Origin of the sequence: Rhodoferax sp. (assembly GCF_013297935.1) — a bacterium.
In the GTDB taxonomy this organism is placed as follows: Bacteria; Pseudomonadota; Gammaproteobacteria; order Burkholderiales; family Burkholderiaceae_C; genus Allorhodoferax.
Window position 1 is genome coordinate 250424 of record NZ_JAAFIX010000004.1, and the last position, 14690, is coordinate 265113.

At 51.2% G+C, this 14690-nt stretch carries 12 protein-coding genes; 7 read left to right on the forward strand and 5 right to left on the reverse strand.

The window, feature by feature from the left end; translation table 11 throughout:
• Positions 1-11: 11 nt before the first annotated feature.
• The 6 genes from QZW03_RS08465 to QZW03_RS08490 all read left to right on the forward strand — a co-directional run bounded on the left by QZW03_RS08465 (position 12) and on the right by QZW03_RS08490 (position 7450).
• Positions 12-2987 carry an HsdR family type I site-specific deoxyribonuclease gene (locus tag QZW03_RS08465; protein ID WP_296509543.1) on the forward strand — a complete coding sequence of 992 codons (2976 nt, stop codon included), beginning with the start codon at positions 12-14 and terminating at the stop codon, positions 2985-2987.
• Entirely contained in the window at positions 2984-3313 is a 330-nt protein-coding gene (locus QZW03_RS08470) for a M48 family metallopeptidase (RefSeq protein WP_296509544.1), read from the forward strand. The genes QZW03_RS08465 and QZW03_RS08470 overlap by 4 nt, the downstream gene beginning before the upstream one ends.
• 24 nt (positions 3314-3337) lie before the next feature.
• Positions 3338-4303: a patatin-like phospholipase family protein gene (locus tag QZW03_RS08475; RefSeq protein ID WP_296509545.1), complete on the forward strand. Its 966-nt coding sequence runs from the start codon at positions 3338-3340 to the stop codon at positions 4301-4303.
• Between the two features lie 8 nt (positions 4304-4311).
• Positions 4312-5205, forward strand: a complete 894-nt coding sequence (locus QZW03_RS08480) for a nucleotidyltransferase (RefSeq protein ID WP_296509546.1) — start codon at positions 4312-4314, stop codon at positions 5203-5205.
• 74 nt (positions 5206-5279) lie between these two features.
• The gene (locus QZW03_RS08485) at positions 5280-6143 is read left to right on the forward strand and encodes a restriction endonuclease (protein ID WP_296509547.1); all 864 of its coding nucleotides are present in this window, start codon (positions 5280-5282) and stop codon (positions 6141-6143) included.
• Between the two features lie 308 nt (positions 6144-6451).
• Positions 6452-7450, forward strand: a complete 999-nt coding sequence (locus QZW03_RS08490) for a site-specific integrase (RefSeq protein WP_296509548.1) — start codon at positions 6452-6454, stop codon at positions 7448-7450.
• 47 nt (positions 7451-7497) lie between these two features.
• Here the strand turns inward: QZW03_RS08490 and QZW03_RS08495 are convergent, their stop codons facing one another.
• Positions 7498-8253, reverse strand: a complete 756-nt coding sequence (locus tag QZW03_RS08495; RefSeq protein ID WP_296509549.1) for a hypothetical protein — start codon at positions 8251-8253, stop codon at positions 7498-7500.
• A gap of 72 nt (positions 8254-8325) precedes the next feature.
• Positions 8326-9651: a DUF5623 domain-containing protein gene (locus QZW03_RS08500; RefSeq protein ID WP_296509550.1), complete on the reverse strand. Its 1326-nt coding sequence runs from the start codon at positions 9649-9651 to the stop codon at positions 8326-8328.
• Positions 9652-9860: 209 nt separating this feature from the next.
• Here QZW03_RS08500 and QZW03_RS08505 point away from each other — a divergent pair, with 209 nt between their 5' ends.
• Positions 9861-10670: an NYN domain-containing protein gene (locus QZW03_RS08505; protein WP_296509551.1), complete on the forward strand. Its 810-nt coding sequence runs from the start codon at positions 9861-9863 to the stop codon at positions 10668-10670.
• Between the two features lie 309 nt (positions 10671-10979).
• Here QZW03_RS08505 and QZW03_RS08510 read toward each other — a convergent pair whose 3' ends face one another.
• The 3 genes from QZW03_RS08510 to QZW03_RS08520 all read right to left on the reverse strand — a co-directional run bounded on the left by QZW03_RS08510 (position 10980) and on the right by QZW03_RS08520 (position 14477).
• Positions 10980-12308, reverse strand: a complete 1329-nt coding sequence (locus QZW03_RS08510; RefSeq protein WP_296509552.1) for a hypothetical protein — start codon at positions 12306-12308, stop codon at positions 10980-10982.
• A 977-nt stretch (positions 12309-13285) separates the two neighbouring features.
• Positions 13286-14233 carry a hypothetical protein gene (locus QZW03_RS08515; protein ID WP_296509553.1) on the reverse strand — a complete coding sequence of 316 codons (948 nt, stop codon included), beginning with the start codon at positions 14231-14233 and terminating at the stop codon, positions 13286-13288.
• A 25-nt stretch (positions 14234-14258) separates the two neighbouring features.
• The gene (locus tag QZW03_RS08520) at positions 14259-14477 is read right to left on the reverse strand and encodes a hypothetical protein (RefSeq protein ID WP_296509554.1); all 219 of its coding nucleotides are present in this window, start codon (positions 14475-14477) and stop codon (positions 14259-14261) included.
• Positions 14478-14690: the final 213 nt, after the last annotated feature.

Consider the following 14690-nt stretch of genomic DNA (forward strand, 5'->3'; position numbering starts at 1 on the left):
AGAGGCACACGATGACCAGCGGACAACCAAACCCCAGCGGCAAAAGTTCAGGACTAAAGATCAGCGAAGCAGGAACAGTTCAGTTCCCCATGGTGAAGCACGCCGTAGAAATTGGTTGGACGGCCATTTCACCTGACGATGCACGGGGTTACCGAGGCGGCGAATCGGGTGCATTCTTTCGCCTGCTGCTGGAAGAAAAGATCGGCGCCTTCAATTCGTGGTTGACGGTGGATGCTGTGCGCTCAGTGGTTGAAACCTTAGACGCACTCCCTGCCACGATTGAAGGCAACCGTGAAATGCTGGCGTGGCTACGTGGTGAACGTCAATGGTATGACGAAGCAGAAAAGCGCCACCGCCCCATCACGTTGATTGCCTTTGACAATATCGAGGCCAACGCATTCCATGTCACGTGGGAATGGAAGATCAAACCCCCCGCTCGCAAAGGCAATCGTGCCGATGTAATGTTTGTGGTCAACGGCATTCCCGTTGCCATTGTGGAGCACAAGAACCCCAAGGATGGGGACGCCATAGAGCGTGCAATTAAGCAACTTCGCCGATATGAGTTCGAGACCCCGGAACTTTTGGCAGCGCCCCAACTGTTTAACGTAACGCACCTGCTGGACTACTGGTATGGCGTGACCTGGAATGCAAACCGCCGAGACATGGCACGTTGGAAGCAAGCACCAGAAGAAAGCTACCGCTTTGCTGTGCAGGCTTTCTTTGAGCGAAATGACTTCCTGCGCACACTGCAACATTGGATTTTGTTTTATGTGCAGGATGGTGAGACCCGAAAATCCATCCTGCGCCAGCATCAACGCCGCGCCATTGATGCCATTTTGACCCGATGCGCTGACCCGACCAAGACACGCGGCTTGGTTTGGCACACACAAGGTTCTGGCAAAACATTCACACTTCTGACCGCTGCACGGCAAATCCTTGAAGACAAGGCCAAATTTGCCAATGCGACCGTCATCTTGGTGGTTGACCGAACCGAACTTGAGGGGCAGTTAAAGGGATGGGTTGAGCGTCTGCTGGGTGAAATGCAGCAACAAGACATTGCGGTGACTCGTGCCAAAAACAAGAATGAACTTCAAGCCTTGTTAGACGCGGACTATCGCGGCCTTGTTATCTCGATGATTCACAAGTTTGAAGCGATTCGCAAAGACAGTTGCCTGCGTGACAACGTGTATGTATTTATTGATGAGGCACACCGTTCGGTTGCCAAGGACTTGGGAACGTACCTGATGGCTGCGGTCCCCAACGCCACCATCATTGGCTTCACTGGTACGCCCATTTCCCGAACCGCGCAAGGCGAAGGCACGTTCAAGATTTTTGGCACGCAGGATGATCTGGGGTACTTGGACAAGTATTCCATTGCTGAATCCATCGCCGATGAAACCACGCTCCCAATTAAGCACGTCATGGCACCGTCGGAAATGACGGTGCCCATTGAGCGATTGGACAAAGAGTTCTTTGCTCTGGCTGGCAGCGAGGGGGTAACTGACGTTGAAGAGTTGAACAAAGTGCTTGACCGCGCCGTTGGCTTGCGCACCTTCCTTACCGCTGATGATCGGATTGAAAAGGTGGCGGCTTTTGTGGCTAACCACTTCAAGGAAAGCGTGCTGCCGCTGGGCTACAAGGCTTTCGTCGTTGCTGTCAATCGCGAGGCGTGCGCAAAGTATAAGAAGGAGCTAGACAAACTGCTTCCGCCCGAGTGGACTGAAGCGGTCTATACCGAAAGCGCGGCAGATGTGATTGATCGCCCATTGGTAGCGCAGTTGCAGCTATCCAGTGAGCGCGAGGAAGATGTTCGTCTACTGTTCAAGAAGCCCGCCGAGAACCCAAAGATTCTGATCGTCACAGACAAACTGCTGACGGGGTACGACGCGCCACCTTTGTATTGCCTGTATCTCGACAAGCCGATGCGTGACCACGTGCTGTTGCAATCAATCGCCCGTGTTAACCGCCCGTATGTGGATGCCAATGGCGTGCAAAAGCGAGTAGGTTTGGTTGTGGACTTTGTGGGCGTGCTGCGCGAGTTGAAGAAGGCGCTGAAATTTGACTCTTCAGACGTAAGTGGAGTCATTGAAGACCTCGATGTCTTGTTGGCTGATTTCCTGAAGAAAATCGAGCAGGCAGAGAAAGAGTATCTGCAAATGCCCGAGGGCGGTGGCCCTGACGAAAAGCTTGAACGTCTGGTGTTTGGCCGCTTTCTTGTGCCGGAAGCACGCAAGACATTCTTTGAGGCGTACAAAGAAGTCGAAGCACTTTGGGAAATTCTCTCACCCTCACCTGAACTGCGTGACCACATCAGCACGTACAAACAACTCACCCAACTCTATGCCGCAGTCCGCAACGCCTACGCCGAAAAGGTGGGTTTTGTGGCTGATCTGGCCTACAAGACGCGTCGCCTTATTGAAGAAAACGCAGAGCAGCATGGGCTTGGCAGGTTAACCAAGACCGTGACCTTTGACGTTAAAACGCTCCAGTCGTTGCGTGGTGAGGATGGAACTGATGAAGGAAAGGTGTTCAACCTCGTGCGCGGATTGCAGCATGAGATAGATGAGAACCCTGCCGCTGCTCCCGTTCTCCAACCCCTGAAGGACAGAGCAGAACGTATTCTCAAAGACTTGGAAGAACGCAAAACTACTGGGCTTGCGGCAATGGACGAGTTGGCAGCCCTTGCGGCAGAAAAAGATAAAGCCATGCAAGCCGCCAAAGCCAGCGGCTTATCTGCCAAGGCGTTTGCAGTTTCATGGACGCTTCGAGACGACGCTTCACTGAAGACGGCAGGCGTTGATCCCATGCAGCTTGCCAAAGAGGCTGAAGAATTGCTGACCAAGTTCCCCAACGCCCAAGTAAACCCTGACGAACAACGCAGGTTGCGCGGCACACTGTACAAGCCCCTTCTGGCGCTATCGCAAGTCGAACGCGCCCGAGTCGTTGACCTCATTATCAAAACGCTATTGGCAGAGGGCGACTCATGAAATCCACCCTCTATCCGGTACAAGAACTGCGGCGTAAAACACATGCGTGGGCAATCAAACTGCGTGTGAATCCGCGAGTGATACGAGTGCAAGATATGCGGCACAAATGGGGCTCCTGTTCATCCGCAGGAACGGTAACGCTCGCCACAGACCTTGCAGACATGGATGCGTCTTTTCAAGACTATGTGATCGTGCATGAACTTTTGCACATGCGGTATGCAATGCACGGAAAAGTATTCAAAGCTGTGCTGACGGCGCATGTACCGGGTTGGCAAAAGTTTGACGACTTCAGGCAAAGGCCCGGCTCATCTGAACAACGCGCCTGAGCGCCAAATAGGGAGGAAGAACAAGTGCAAGAAATACAAAAAATATCGACCTTGACGACTGAATATCCGAGTGACTCTCGCTGTCGAATCCTGTCACTGGATGGAGGTGGTGCCAAGGGGTTCTATACCCTTGGCGTCTTGAAAGAGATTGAGGCAATGTTGAATTGCCCGCTCTATAAACGGTTTGACATTATTTTCGGTACGAGTACAGGCGCGATCATTGCGACATTGATTGCCCTTGGATACGAGGTCGATGAAATTCATTCCCTCTACAAAGAACACGTGCCAAAGGTCATGTCATGTCGCACAAGAAGTGGGCGTACTGCTGCTCTTAAATCGCTGGCGCATGAAGTGTTTAAGGAAAAGACGTTCGCTGATGTAAAAACCGGGATTGGTGTTGTCACTACTAAGTGGATGAGCGAACGACCCATGATCTTCAAGGGAAATGTGAAGCAAGCACATGGGTCGGTAGGAACATTTGCGCCAGGCTTTGGAGTCTTAATCGCTGATGCCGTGCAGGCGTCCTGCTCAGCTTTCCCTTTCTTTGAACGTACGACAGTTACAACCTCGGCGGGGGACAAGGTTGAGCTATTGGACGGTGGTTATTGTGCGAATAATCCAACGCTATATGCCATTGCGGATGCTGTGGCTGCCCTCAAAAAAGATCGTTCGGACCTTCGTGTTGTAAGTGTCGGAGTTGGGGTCTATCCCGATCCCAACAAGTGGTACATGAAGATCGTCAAAAGAATTCCATTTAACAGTATTGAACTTCTGCAAAAGACGCTTGAAATCAATACTCAATCAATGGACCAGTTGCGGACAATATTGTTTCGGGACGTGCCAACAATCCGAGTAAGCGACACGTTTGAGCGACCTGAGATGGCCACCGATCTGATGGAACACAACTTAGACAAGCTCAATGTTCTTCGGCAGCGGGGGCGAGAGTCCTTTGCACCCCGAGAAGATCAACTAAAAGAATTCCTAATGTGAGGTGAGGCATGGCAATTAGTGAATCACAACTGGATACGTGGTCGCATCAGGGCTCCATTCAGCAGTCCAGCAATACCTACAACTCGATCAAGAACACTCTTGAGGCTGCTGGAACGCCATACGCGAGCAAGAACTACAAGGTATTTTTGCAGGGTTCATACGGCAATGACACCAACATCTATGCCGAAAGTGATGTGGACCTTGTAATCAGGCTTGACGATTGCTTTTACAGCGATTTTTCCGAATTGAACGAAGGCGAGAAAGCTGCGCACAAGCAAGCCTATTCTGATGCTGCCTACACGCATGATGATTTCAAACGGGATGTACTAAAGACGCTGACTGCACAGTACGGCAAAGACGTGAAAGAAGGCGGTAAGGCGATAGCTATATCTCCCAACGGGAATCGACGCAAGGCTGACGTGATAGTGGCAGCCCAATTCCGGCGCTATTACAAATTCAAAAATGAAAGCGAAAGCTCCTATACGGAAGGCATTTGTTTTTGGAACTCTGCAGGTGAACGAATTGCCAACTACCCAAAGCAGCACTCTGTGAACCTGACCGCAAAGCATCAGGCAACTAATAGTTGGTTGAAGCCGATGGTGAGGATTCTGAAGAATATGCGCAGCCGGTGTGTCGATGATGGACTACTCAAAGCAGGCGTTGCACCCTCTTACTATCTCGAAGGGTTGCTATACAACGTGCCTTCAAATCTATTCTCTACAAGCTATCAAACCTGCTTTATCAATGCATTCAACTGGCTTCAGGAAGAGGCTGAAAAAGAAAAGTTGGTGTGTGCAAACGAGCAGTATTACTTACTTAGAGATTCGACCCACACATGCTGGCCAAAGGCTGACGGTGATGCATTTATCAATGCCGCCATCAATCTTTGGAATAACTGGTAAAGCTCATATTCTTTCACGTATGGCCTGTCCAAGCGTTGAAGGCCTAGTAAAAAGCGAAACACAGGGAGATTTTGATGGCGAGAAAACGTAAGACGAGCCCCTTAGAGGACATGCTTGATTTAGTGTCATTGATGCCGTGGTGGGCTGGTGTTGCAATTGCCGCAGTTGGCTATGTGGTTTTGCACCGTATGGCCGCGCCGGTTCAGGTAACGGCTGTCCAGCCGGGGCAAGTCGGTAATCTCATCACGCAGACGGTCTTCGCAAGCTTTGCTTCAATTGGGCAGTATCTGGTTCCGCTTGTCGGCTTGGTTGGTGCCGCTATGTCATTGGTTCGACGCAAACAGCGCACGACCTTAGTAGCGGACGTTGCTCAGGCGCAGAGTGCCAATGCGTTGGATGGCATGTCATGGCGTGAGTTTGAAATGTTGGTGGGCGAAGCGTACAGATTGCAGGGCTACCGTGTTACCGAAACTGGTGGTGGTGGGCCTGACGGCGGCATTGACTTGGCCCTGACCAAGGGCAGTGAGAAATTTCTTGTTCAGTGCAAGCAGTGGAAAGCCTACAAAGTTGGCGTAGACGTAGTGCGCGAGTTGTATGGCGTGATGGCCGCTAAGGGCGCAACTGGTGGTTTTGTGGTTACTTCCGGGCGCTTTACCGATGATGCGAAAGCGTTTGCTGATGGTCGCAATGTTCAGTTAGTGGATGGTCCAAAGCTTTTCGCCATGATCAAGCAGGCGAAGCAATCGTTAACGGCTGCAGCGCAACAGCCTGCCAGCCGTCCTCAGATGGTAAAACAAGCCGCCTCAAGTGAACCAGCATGCCCGCAGTGTGGTTCTGGCATGGTCAAACGTACGGCTCGCAAAGGTGGCAATGCTGGCGGTGAATTCTGGGGCTGCTCAAAATTTCCTACTTGTCGAGGTATTCGGCAACTAGGCTAACTTGAGAAATGTCCACCGCTTGCCTGGTTGTAGATAGCCTGGCAAAATTGAAAATACTTCTTGCTCGAAATGGCGAGGGGTATCGACTGTCGCGCCCTGTGTCAGTTTAGTTTTTCTTCTAAGTTTTCCCGCTTAATTTTCTTCTTGCAATGCCCTCGGCGCGTGCTAATTCCGCACGTCTTTACGCCTGAGAGCGCGACGAAATTTAATTCGTCGTTCAACCCATCGAATGTAGTGCTTCCGTTTCCAAAGCAATAGCTTCGGAGTATGGTTTTGCACGTCTTTTTACCCCTCCAGAAAGGCAAAAAATGTCCAAATTCCCTGACCAAAATACAGCCGCTTTGAGCGATGCCAAGACCAGCAAGCCACACACAAACAGACAAGCTCCAAAGAAGCCGCCAAAGGTCGTTTCCGGCGATTTTTCGGCCATTGCAGATGGCTACATTCAAGCTGCAACCGCTGAATCCACACGCCGAAACTTTGACAGTGACATGCGCCACCTGGCTATCAATGAAATTTTTGCAGAAAGCCCTCCCGCTGCTGTTCTTGAATATCTGGCGAAATATGCTGGGAACCACAAAGTTGGCACGCTGGAACGGCGCATGGTTTCGCTGCACAAGGCCGCGATGCGGAAAAACCTGCCATCTCCCGTTAAATCTTTACTCGTGCAGCAAGCTTTGGCAGGTATCCGGCGAACACATGGCGTTCGCCCCCGACGTGTAACCCCCGTTGTTAAAAGCACTTTGATTGAAATGATGATCGTGGGAGAGCAGAGCCAGAAAAAAATAGCTTTTGCCCGCGACAAAGCAGTCCTCATGCTTTCTTTTTGTGGTGCGTTGAGACGCAGCGAAGCGTGTGCGCTTGAGGTAGCTGACTTGACGTTTTTGGATGGGGGAATGGATGTGCTGGTCCGTCGCAGTAAGACTGATGGCGAGGGTCATGGACAGACGATTTTTGTGCCGAAGGCGAACGGCTCACGGTGTGCAGTTGCCGCAGTTCAAGAGTGGCTTGCTTTGGCGCAGATTGTTGAGGGTTCAGTGTTTCGGGCAGTGTCACGCAGCGACCGTGTACTACCGGGTAAGTTATCACCGCAGAGCGTGGCGTTGATTGTCAAACGAGCGGCTGCACGCATAGGGGCAAACGCTAATGATTTCAGTGGACACTCGCTTAGGGCTGGCTTTTGTACTGAAGGGTCAATCGCTGGCCTTGCAAACTGGCAGATAAGGGCGGTGACTCGTCATGTCAATGATGTGCACCTTGCGACTTATGTCAGACCACTCTCAAACAAGACGCCTAGCCTACTGTGAAATTTGGTACTGCGGACTTTCTGATGCGAATCGGCAGCAAACCTGAATCAGGAAAACGTGATCTTTAGTTTTCCAGAAGGCACTTCGCTATCGTTGAAGGTTACCTCTGTCATGAGATGCAAGTCTCTGGTGTACGGCTCACCTGGCTCAATTAGCTGGCTCAAATCAGCCTCGGCCAGCGCAGTGAAATCCGCTGTGGAAACCATCAAACCGCTGAGTTCTAACGACTCGCCACCTGCGGTTAGAGTTATCGCGTCCACGGGCATCAAAAAACTGCGCCCGCCGATATCGACCATCTCATGTTCGCCCGGCCTGAATGACCCAGCAACCAATGTGTGAAGTCTGGCTTTTGTAGGGGGATGGTCAGTAACTACGGCCCAGCTAAGCGAGCCCCATACCGGCTGCTTCGTTCTGACCATGTTGTCAATTCGACCATCTAGGTGTTGTACGTTGTTTCGCATACCTTTGACCGGATACAAGCTCTGGACAAAGCCTCGGCAGTATTCATTTCCAGCAATCAATGGTGCTGATATACAAAGTGCTCTCAAACGGTTGAGAGAGTCGATAACCAGCCAAGCATCAGCGACAGCATGGACATACTCTTGAATGTCATCGTCCTCATCAATCCTCTTCGATATGCTCCAAAGCGTTTCCCTCAGTCGCCGGTATGCCATGTCAGCGATTTCAATGGAATAGACGATTCCATCAAAGTAGGCCCGCTGCCTGACGTTAAATGATGCGGGTATTCTTCTAAGCGGCGAGTTCGGTTGAACAATTGCAGGACGGTGGTTTATGTGTTCCATTTATGTCTTTCGAGACAGTCGCAGAAATGGTGACAGGTTCCATCAATTCAGGGGGAACTTGTCACCACACATCTAAGCTCCCCAAGTCTGCATTGACTTGATTGCTCCATCGACTTTGTTCAAGACAGAGCGCAGAGGTTTACTGTCTGGGTAATGCGCAGCCAAAATTCTCTTCACTTCTTCCAAGCTGTGGGCATGTTTCAGTCGGTCATTTTCCGAAAGTGAGCGTTCATAGGTGTTGCGAGACTCGTGATAGTAGAGGTCAAAGAACACTTCGCTGGGTAGCTCTGCGCGGTTGTATTCACGCATAGTCCATTCATCAAGCTCGCTGCGAATTCCGTCGACTCGGTTGTAAACACCCTTGCGGTGATAGCTGGCAACCAGCACTGACTTCAAGAGTTCGCCTACCTTGGCATGCATCTCCACTGGCATCGTGCCGTTGGGCCTCCGCTGTGCACCAACAAAAGTCTGAACATAGCCAACAGTATTGCGCTTGCCCGTTGTCGGTTTGCGGGGCTTCTGAGGTGGCAATTTGATTGCTTTCGCATGCTCGATAGTGCCAGGACTGACAAAGTACGGCAGGGAAGGTGCAGACTCCCCATTCCAATTTGCCTCGACTATCGGAGCAGGCAGCCGCTCAAGTGCAGCGACCACAGGTGCCAGTGGAATTCCCTTCTGTGAATCCGCGATAAGGTAGAGGCGGGTGCCACCATCGGGAAAGTACATTCCGGGCCATGATGGCTTCATGATTGTGAAACCATGGCTCATTGCCCAAGCCTCCCGCTCTTTCATCGCCCGTTCGACTGCTTCCTCATAGGGCTCGTCAACGTACAGATACCGTTTCGTTTCCGGGTCGTACCAAACACTCTCATGATCGTGAGCAGGCACGGCATTGCTGGAGCGTCCACCCGGATAGGCTCGGCTGTGGCTTTTTGAAGGCCGTAGCTTTGTCGCATCCATAAACTGTAGAGCGCGCGCCGCCGCGCAGGCGTAATACCTTGCACGTGACTGCGAGTCAGCAAGTTCTGGTTTAGCTAGATGATCTGGCCCCTCACGGCGAAAGTTCGCTATCGCCCGGTGGTTCTGAAAATGGACTGGCTGGACCAAATCACTCCACAAAGTGGAGAGGTGAAGCTCTAGCGTTTCGCGTCCTCGGATGTCAGTCTTTTTGTCGCGCCAGTACACAGTAAGAAAGACGCGATGGAGGTTGCGCAACTTGTGTGTTTTGGGCTGGTCAAATTGCAGCTTGTTGCGCGCATGACGGAAATTCTCAAACCCAGCCAATCGAGCACTTTCATCAAGGGCCACTGCGTGCTGAATTGCACGTTCGGTTTTGATTGACTTGGCTAGGCGCTTAATGCCGTCCAAAGTTGACGGACGAATGTTCTCACTCGACATAACAGTTCTCCTGGCCCACGCAAAACGTCACCCGTCTGCCGCTTCTCGGACCTGAACATGAAATGAAGAGGTGGGAAGTGGATGTCGGCAGTGCTGTCAACAGCTTTTCTTTGACGGGTGGATGGCTTCTGCCCAAAGCCGGTTCCATTATGGCAGGGTATGAAAATTAATATCGCTGTTCTAATGTCAGTAAACAGGGGAGACCGACAGTGATTGCATTTTTGATTGACGCCGACAATTTCTCATCACCGGCATGGATAGATGAGGCATTCCAGACGCTTGAGCGAACAGAGGGCTCAATTTCAATTCGACGCGCCTATGGCAGTGCTGAAAACTTGAAAGGGTTGGCAGATACGTTGCGCACTTGGGCTGTTCGTCTGTTCGTCAATCTGCCTCTCCCCAAAAACACCACTGATATGTCGCTGGGTGTGGACGCTATGGAGTTGGCCTGCATGACTCCAAGACCAAAGCTTATGGTTATCGGTTCGGGTGATCTTGACTTTGTGCCGCTGGTTGTGCGACTTCGGGAGCGGGGTATCAAGGTCGTTTGCGTTACCGAACGGAGCAAGATGGCGCAGGATGCTGTGCCAGCCTACGATCAAGTGATCTATGTGGGTGGCGATCAAGTTGACGGGCCCAAAGTCGTAGAACCCAAGCCAATAGCGACCGCACCAGTACGTGCCGTCACAAAGAAGGCAGCAACAAAATTGCCTGTCGTTAAGACTGCAAGTCCCAAACCAGCAGCGGCAAAAAAAGCGGTGGCAAAGAAGGTCCCTGCCAAGAAGTCCACAGGCGCGGCAAGCGATGCCGTCACAGTTCCAAGAATCCTAGCGGCGGTGCCAAATTTGAAGGCTGGGCAATGGCAACCATTGGGTGATGTGGCTAAGGTCTTGCATGACGAAAAGTTACTTGCAAAGAGTGCGACCTCCACGAAGCTGTTCAAGAAGTTCCCTCACCATTTCGAGTTGATGCCAGCAGGTAAGCCCAATCAAGTCCGCTTCATCTTGCCGCCGCAATAGGAATGCTACGGGGCACACTGGGGACTATGCTGATGTGGGTCTTGATTTATGTCCAGTTGGTGGAAGCTGATAGGGCACGTTCAGTGTGTATCGGTAACAGTAGCATCAGTTACATGCTTGAAACAAGCATGCGCCGTCCATCACTTACCGACCGAATTTGAGTCCGGTGGCACCGCTGCTGAACTTGGCTGGTTGGCGATGGTGGCCAGAACCGGCTTAAAACGACGTTTGAGCGACTTTTCTGGTATCGGATGCAGCCACCGCTGGCTGTGACTAAAAAGACCGCCAAAACGCCGATTTGACCAACTGTCAGCGCTTGTCCAGCACCGACAAAAAGAGCCATGCCGGTGACTGTCGTAAGACATCAAGCAAGCTGGCATTGAAGTCTTCTGGTCGCCACCAGTCGGCAACCATATGGCGCAGGGTCTTTTCATGGCCTGCGATCAGCGAGATAGTTGCCTGCTTGTCAGCGGCATTGGCAAGTGACCAACTTCGTGCACCGTTGAACCCACGCAGGCGAACACAATCAATGTAGTGAACGAACTCGGGTGACATTCGGATGCCAGGACGCGGTTTGACCTCCCAAACTTTGTAGCCGCCGAAAATATCGGTTTGCTTGCTCAACTCCGCAATACCTATAGGCTGCTTAAATAGTCGGCGGCTTTCAATGCGCAGACCCTGTACGGTGGCATCAAAAGCTATTTCTGCATCCTCACGCAAGGAGCGGCGGCGACTGGTGACTTCACCCACATTCGCCTTGTAGTTATCGCTTGCGACTTGATCGTAGGCTACACCGTGATGCTGGGATTCGACTCCGCCCATGTAAATCGACTTGATGGTGCCGCCGTTAGCCGTCGTCAAACCAAACCGTGTTCCAACTTTTACGCCATCAAGATCAATGATCAGGTCGTCAATGAGGTGGTCAAAATCGGCGCAAATGTCAACACGGTGGAACAACATGGCACTTGCAATGGCCTGAGCATTCAAACCAAACAACTTGCGAAATGTTTTTCTCATCATGCGCGCATCGTCCAAGTTCATATGACTGGGATTTGGGTTGAACACTAGCTGCATCTGTGCTTTGATGTTTGCTTTGTTCGGGGTCATCATGAACATCGCGTAGGCCCCGCTTTCAAACGGCAGCTTGAACACGTTTTTGTAATGCCGTTGTTTGCTGGTGCTCTTGACCAGCTCCTTCTCCCGCACCATTTCCAAAGCACGCTGCACCGCCCCTTCGAGTTCATGCGAACTTACATAGGCGTTGAGTTCGATCTTGTCGCAACTCATCTGCGTGGGCTTGGTGGTGCCCATGATCTGCTGGTCAGGCTTGCGCTGCTGTGTGCTGTTGGTCGATGGCTTGGCTGCTACCGCTTTAGTAAGGCGCTGTGCCTTGTTGGCGCGTTGTCCATCTTGGTTCAGCACATGCAGCGACTTGCCTGTACTGGTTGGTGTAATGACCTTAATGCTCTTGGGTGTGATGGTGCCATCGTGCTTTGAGCTACTGGTCTTGCTGACTGGTTCATCAGGTTCATTCAAATCACTAAGGTAATCATCAATACCAAAGTTACTACTGTTGATAGTCTTACCACTACGTATAGTGTTCTTATTGGTGTGTTTCTGCGAGGTCTTCATCATCATGTTTTCCATTGAATAGGGCAGTTGATGCGCTCAATACCATTGGGGAAGGCATCAACTGCACGAAGTTGCTTGTCATGTGTTTTTGGCGTAACCGGCGTTGACGCTTTTGACATGCCAACAGTCATTTACAGCGTGACGTTCACGAAAACCGCTTTGACGTAGTGTCAAAGGCACTGTTTTGCAGTCACTCGGCGCGATGGGCAGACCGGCGTTGGCACTTTTAACCAAGTAGCTGTCGGGCAAGGCTTGGTTTAAGTCGCTCTACCTCGCGGCATATCTCACAGTTGCAGCACAGTTCTGCTTCTTCATTGTCTCCAAAGACTCGGTTGAAGATGGCGCGGTCTTTCGCAGCTTTTTTGTAGCGAGCTGGGACATAGCAAGTGAGTACCCCCTCCATAAAGAACTCCTGGCCTGTCGAACGATCAATTCCAAAAATGCGGTGCGTGACCTTTGTCTTTTGTGAGAAGCCAGGCGTTGTTCTGACCTTCTTCGCAGACGGAGTGCCAAAGTCATTCCATTTGACTTCATAGAGATTCCCGCTGGTTAGTACCCTGCTGAGCCCGCTCTTTATGCGTTCTTGCCCGTCTTTGTGTGGCCCGAGAAAGGAAGCTCCACAGATGGTCACGGTACCTGGGGCTGAAAATGCTAGGTTCATAATTTACTTTCGATTTGGTCTGGGTTGAAGCGTTGAGACAACGCTACGCCCAGGCTGATGTAAAACATCAGCGATTGGTTTAGCTAAAGGGTGTTTTGACCTACTCGAAGGTCACCCGAGTCCTGATCGTCAAGCCAGAGTGCTGGCGCTTAAATCAGGGGCTGATCGACTGCGACTTTGCAGTTGGGTTTTCGATCGAGTTGGACATCTACCAAGAGCATCGACCTTCTGGAATAAATTCCGTTTGAGGTTGAAGTCTTCGAGTTGTCCGGTATTGGGAGTGGTTGCGCTGGTTGCGTTGATTAAGTACTGGTCCTCTAATTCATGCAACTTCTGCAACATGCTGCGGTACTGAGGCATTGCGCTGTCGCTTGTCGATCTTCGGCAACTTTTCCAAAATTCGGGAAATGGTGGATTTGTTCTTCCCGACCTTCTCTGCAATCGTTGATTGCGCCATGCCTGACTCTGCTAACTTCCATATGGATCGACTGAACGCATCTGCTGATAGAAAGGCCTCGATGGAAAACTTCAATTGATCGCGGAGCCCCTTTGCCTGTAGAAACGTCTTGTCTGCATTGCTGGAGCCCAAGAGGTCTACCAAGACTTTCGACTCCAGTGACATGGCGGATTCCCATCCAGCATCAGATTCGCAGTTTTCAACCTTGATGATGTGGTCTGCAAATTGTGCTGCGATGCCACCTTTGTCAAAATTCTTCTCGCCTACAAACATAAGCACCTTTAGCTTCTTCTTAGCAGCAAAGTCCTTCCACGTTTGAATCGCGGGCAAACTGTCGGCTCCATCAAGCGCGGCGCAACCTTGGTAAATAGACACGCAGTTGCCTGCAACCGCATCAGTCGAATTAATGGTCGCTCTGGCACCCTCAACGGAAAGATGCTGAAAGCTCGGCTTACCATCAACCAGCGTGGTGCTGCGCTTGTTTGCGCTTTGAATCCGTGCCCTCACGTCCGTGGCCAGTTTCAGATTCCGATCTGACCCGCAAACAAGGGACTGAACATGCGCTGTTTTGGAGTTCGACATTCCGGCAATCATCTTGCCGTTCAGTACCACTTCCTCAATACCTACCATTGCAATAATGGGGCTGACATCTTTGCCCAACACTACGATTGCTAGATCGCCTTTGTTGAAGCAGCAGTAGTCATTCAACACATCTTGCGTAGGTAAAGACTCGCCAGTGTTGCCGTTATGCCCGTCGACAGTGACGGGCGGAGCAATCTCACTTTCATGATTCACTAATTGAGTAGGTTCCATATTGATTCCTAATGCGCATGTGCGCTCAACCTTTGATAGTCTTGCTCTTGAGAAATGCTCTCAGAGTACCGAGGCGGTATCGGACGTTGCGACCAATACGAATGAATTCGAGGTCGGTATTGCGTCTTTGTGAGCGCCAGTTTGCAAGTGTTTTTGGGTTGTCCAAACCTAAGATGGATGCGGCCACTTTATCTGGCACCAGCAATTCATCATCAGGCAGAACACGTTCAAGTAGGGTGCTCAATGTGTGCTCCTCAGGGTATCCAAATGCACGATCCATAAGATTCGCAAACGGGTCGGCTGTGGATTGGGTTTGTGGTCGGCAAAGCGCCGAGAGAACTGGACAAGATTTCGAGACATGTTCACCTCCTTTTGGTGATTGGTTACAGAGGTCTCTATTGAACCTGTCAATGTCGTTGCTGTGCAGTTCCCGCTGCGCGCAGCGGGAGCATTTTTT